Origin of the sequence: Veillonella sp. (assembly GCF_019414865.1) — a bacterium.
Taxonomy (GTDB): Bacteria; Bacillota; Negativicutes; order Veillonellales; family Veillonellaceae; genus Veillonella.
On sequence record NZ_DXLG01000047.1, the window covers coordinates 1 to 4,647 of the forward strand.

General features: G+C 40.0%; 4 protein-coding genes and 1 tRNA gene. 2 read left to right on the forward strand and 3 right to left on the reverse strand.

The genetic code is table 11. The features are described 5' to 3' along the window. Nucleotides 1-61: 61 nt before the first annotated feature. A complete protein-coding gene (locus QZ334_RS04420) occupies nucleotides 62-1,036 on the forward strand; it encodes a hypothetical protein (protein WP_295232276.1) in 975 nt (324 codons plus the stop codon). Nucleotides 1,037-1,204: 168 nt separating this feature from the next. Here QZ334_RS04420 and QZ334_RS04425 read toward each other — a convergent pair whose 3' ends face one another. Beyond that, nucleotides 1,205-1,753 (reverse strand): SGNH/GDSL hydrolase family protein, encoded by a 549-nt coding sequence (locus QZ334_RS04425; protein ID WP_295232278.1) that lies wholly within the window; start codon nucleotides 1,751-1,753, stop codon nucleotides 1,205-1,207. 143 nt (nucleotides 1,754-1,896) lie between these two features. Here QZ334_RS04425 and QZ334_RS04430 point away from each other — a divergent pair, with 143 nt between their 5' ends. Further along, complete coding sequence (locus QZ334_RS04430; protein ID WP_287537100.1) at nucleotides 1,897-2,694, forward strand: hypothetical protein; 798 nt, start codon at nucleotides 1,897-1,899, stop codon at nucleotides 2,692-2,694. A gap of 187 nt (nucleotides 2,695-2,881) precedes the next feature. Here QZ334_RS04430 and QZ334_RS04435 read toward each other — a convergent pair whose 3' ends face one another. Beyond that, nucleotides 2,882-4,105, reverse strand: coding sequence for an MFS transporter (locus tag QZ334_RS04435; RefSeq protein ID WP_295220574.1), 1,224 nt, complete (start codon nucleotides 4,103-4,105; stop codon nucleotides 2,882-2,884). A gap of 131 nt (nucleotides 4,106-4,236) precedes the next feature. Next, nucleotides 4,237-4,325, reverse strand: a tRNA-Ser gene (locus QZ334_RS04440). Nucleotides 4,326-4,647 lie beyond the last annotated feature (322 nt).

The following is a 4,647-nucleotide window of genomic DNA, read 5'->3' on the forward strand; positions in this document are numbered from 1 at the left end:
ATATAATACATATTAGTATTTGTGTTATTTGTAAAAATCATGTATTTAGGAGTGAACTATTATGAACAAAAAACATTTAGCAGCTGCTTTTGCAGTATTTGCAGCTACAACTATGTCTTTCTCTGCTTTCGCAGCATCTGTTGATGCTAATGCACGTGCTTACGAACGCGCTGCAGCTGAGCAATATACTTACGCTGCACCTCAAGCAGCTACACCAGCGTACCAATCTGGTTATGTAACAAGCGCACCACGCCCTGGTTACAAACCATTACCAGCGGTACCTTACACAGCAGGTGACATGGCTCAACAAATGCCTGTATCTAAAGAATTAGGCGATCCAATCTTCGTAGCACCTGAAACAACAGCTGTAGGTCTTCAAATCATGGACCCTATCGCTACTAACAGCCAACCTGTATACCAAGAAACTGTAACTTCCGTAACAGCTAATGGTAACGGCAGTGCATATGTTTCCCGTTATAAAACTAACCAATTAAACGCATTCGACTTGTTGTTGAACGGCAAATCTTACACTTACGACTTGCCTGCATACACTAACGGCTACCAAGTGAAAACTGCTAGCTCCTACAACCGTGCTGGCGACGGCGTTGCAAATGTATTCTCTACAAACGTAATCACTGAAGCAGTTGTAAACAACAACTCCTTGCGTATCACTGTTAACATGACTCAACCAACAGCTGTAGCAGCTGCTAAATTGCGTTCCATGCAACAAACTGGTCAAGTAGCAGGTGGTGAAGTAGCTGCATTGTTCGCTTACAATGAAAGCTATGATGGTGTAAAACAAGCTGCTCATTACGACGTATTCAACAACGGCAACCGTTACATCGTTGTTAAATCCGGTGCTGTAACTGTTCCAAATGGTGCACAACACCCTTACGCAACTGCATTGTTCGCAGTAACTGACGACACTGTAGCAGCTGTAACAGTATCTGGCAACACTGCTGATACTTACGATTTAGTTAAAGGTACTGCATACGCAATTGCTCAATCCGCTAAGGTTGGCAACGCACGTCGCTAATTCTAACTACTAATTCGTTACGAATTTAATTATACTTGTGAAAGCCATAAGCTTTCATGAAAAAAGACTATAAATCACTAAATCCCCTAATGAGGTAACTCATTAGGGGATTTTTTAGTCATGTAAAGACGTCAAAACCGTCTAAAAATCTTTAGGCCTTGTAAAAATCTATAATCTTGTAAAAATTTCTAGTGCTTTGTAAGCCATCAAGCGATAGCCTAGCTCATTGGGATGTACTTCTCCAGCAAAGACGATTTGTCCAATTTGATCCGCTTCAAACAAGGTCGTATAGAAATCTATGACCTTAATATCATGAGCCGCTGCGTATGCTTTTAGCTGTTTATTAACCTCTCGTACGACGAGATCTAAACCATCCATATCGCTGTCGATTTGCGTTTCTAAACCAATAATAACCTGTCCCTTTGTACTGGCTAATTCAATGGCTTTCACCAGAGTCTTGAACACATATGCACTATCTCGACCTTGCAAAATATCATTAGTACCACACATTAAGAAGATATGACGCGTTGAATCAGCTACAGCTGTAGGTAGCCATTTTTCAATGTTATAAATCATGCCCTGAACGGAGCAGCCGTCTTCACCATAATTTGTAAAATGTACACCCTCTATAGATGCATCACAAATTTCAACCCAACCTTGGCCATAAGGCACATCATAACCGCGGGTGATGCTATCGCCAAAACAGATAATTTCCATATCTAGACCTCCTGTACTATGCATTAATCATATAACAAAATGACAATTATATACAATATACATACTATGGATTTTTATATGCATTTTTTATAGAATTACATGTTTGACTATGGTATACTAATTCCACATAAGAGAGGTCAAAGATGAGAAAACTATATCCCTTTTTAATACTAGCATTAGCAACATTACAATCAGCTAGTGCGATTTCACAATATGAATTAGAGAACAAGCCTACTCAATACCAAGTTGCTTATAATAGCCCTTCGGAGACTGTGTATATCGACTTAAGTACACTTAGTCTAGCACAGTCAGGTCCTACATATAGTACGCTTCATGCTCGTACAATTAGTCTCTATAAAAAGCAGAATATTATTGCTGATTATTCAACTAATTATACATACCATCGTGGTAACACATCTAAAGATATTTACCTCATGGATTGGCATGTAGCACCGGCGAAATTCTACCAAGTAAATGGCGCACCTATAGGAACTGCTAACAATCAACGTTCTGTTCTATCTACAGGTGCTCACGTCGCTACAAAGGGTTCTCCTGTAGCTGAAATAGGTCAATTTATTTTACATAATGCATTGGAATTAGAGCGTATTACCTATACATCTAAGAACCCATACGTACCACCTCGTCCATATAAACCATTAAGTACACCGGCTCCAACAGAAGGTAGGCCATTATTTGGAGTTCAGCCACCAGAAGGTATCTATAAACCGCTAAACCAATTAGAATCTCCTTATACATCTAATCAACCACGGTTATTTCCTTCTAAATTAGGTATATATGGACCCGTTCCACCACCACCGCCTCAAGGGCCTCGACCTAGTGATTGGATTCTCGACATTCAAAATCAGGACATGCCCGATCCAAATACACCTATGAGTGATTGGAGGCCTCAACCTGATTATCATGCACCGCAAAAACCATAATCAAAAAATATAGTTACTCGTAACGTATAAAAAGAGACTGAACTGTCCCCTATTTTGAATTGCACCTCCAAAAATTGTGTCCAATTTTTGGGGTGCAGTTCATTAGGGGATCTAATTCAGTCTCTTTTGTTTCATATTTTGTTTGTTTCCATACAATCAGAGGAACCTATTGTATGATGCTTTCACATTATTTAAGACGTACAAAGAACAATGCAATAGCACCGATAACTGGTGCAATGGCAAGGGTCATCAATGCAGATTGATAACTGCCTGTAGCTGTTAACATGCTACCTAAAATCATAGGTGCCAACATAACGCCAATCTGATTAAACAAGTTTACAAAGCCTGCAGTGGTACCGCGTAAATGAGGTGCTGCGGATTGAATTACGAGAGCATTTGTTAAAGCACTATGCATGAAAGCACCAATACCAAGAATTGGACCTGTTATAAAGAGCATATCTGGATTTGTGGTGCTCGCAAAGAGGATCAATGCTGGTGCAAATAAGAACATAACAAGCGCCACCAAATGGTTCTTCTTAATCGGTAATATATCGGACAAAATACCGATAGTCGGTTTCGCAATAAGCGCGGCTAAACCAAAGGCAGACATTACATGGCCTGCATAGATGGCATTAACGCCGAGCTGTTTAACCATGTACAAGTTTGACCATTGCGCCACGGCCCAAGTAGCACCGGTAGCAAAGAAGCCTGCAAAGGCAAGACAACAAATATTGCGATTCTTCAAAACATGTAACAAGTTTTCCTTTAAAGAAGTCTTTTCCCCTATATGAGCAGATGTAGCACTCACCTCTGCTTCTCGTTGAGCTAAAATCTCAGCACTTGGCTTACGAACCGTAAAGTAGCTAAGAATGAAAACAAGGATTGGTAATACTGCTGTTAAAAGAAATGCATTTTGCCAACCATAATTAGTTGCCACATATGGTGCATAAAGGTTTACAGTAGTCAATCCAAGGGATGTACAGGACATGAAGATACCCACGGCTGCACCACGTTGATTAGGCCCAAAGTAATCCCCAATAGCACTTAAACAAGATGCTTGTACCGGACCAGATACGATACCTAATAAGAAGCGCAATACCCAACCATAGGTATAATTATCGATGGTACTCATCAATGCCGTAATGAGCGCCATAGAAAGCAAGCTCACCAAAATGGTATAACGGTAGCCAATGCGATCCGCTAAGATACCACCTGGTAAAACCATGATAGCATAGCCCATGTAAAAGGCAGATAGATAGGCCGTACCCATTTGAGGCGTGAAACTCAATGCTTCATTAACAATAGGCATCAAGGATGCCCAAGATAAGCGCATAACAAAGCTAATCAAAAATGTTAGCCACACGCTGACAAGAATTAAAATCTGAGTTCGTGAGAAACTAAGTCGATTCATACGAGCTCCTTTCTAGAGAATAAAAACATATAAAGCTATCATACTATAAATACAGGGTATTTTACAAACTTCAAAGATTAACAAAATACAATAAAAAGCCCTCTAGGCATAACCTAAAGGGCTTTCTAATGTGGCGGAGAGGGTGGGATTCGAACCCACGGCCCCTTGCGGAGTCACTGGTTTTCAAGACCAGCTCCTTAAACCACTCGGACACCTCTCCATAACGGTATTATTATATCAGATTGGCCCAATAATAAGCAACAACGTAATATAGGACAAGAAAAAAAGCTGGCCATAAGCCAGCTTTTTCATGTGTATTTGTTGTTAAAGTAATGTTTCAACTACTTACTATTAAATTGAGTATTCAGCTAATAATCAACATTAGAACAAGTCTTTTTTCCACATACCGATAATGGCAATAATAGAGAATACTAATGCAACACCTACAACCTCATAGAATCCATTTGGATCTTCTTGGAATGGCAATGGCACGTTTGTCCCCCACAAGCTAAATACGATGGTCGGAACCGCCATGGCAATCG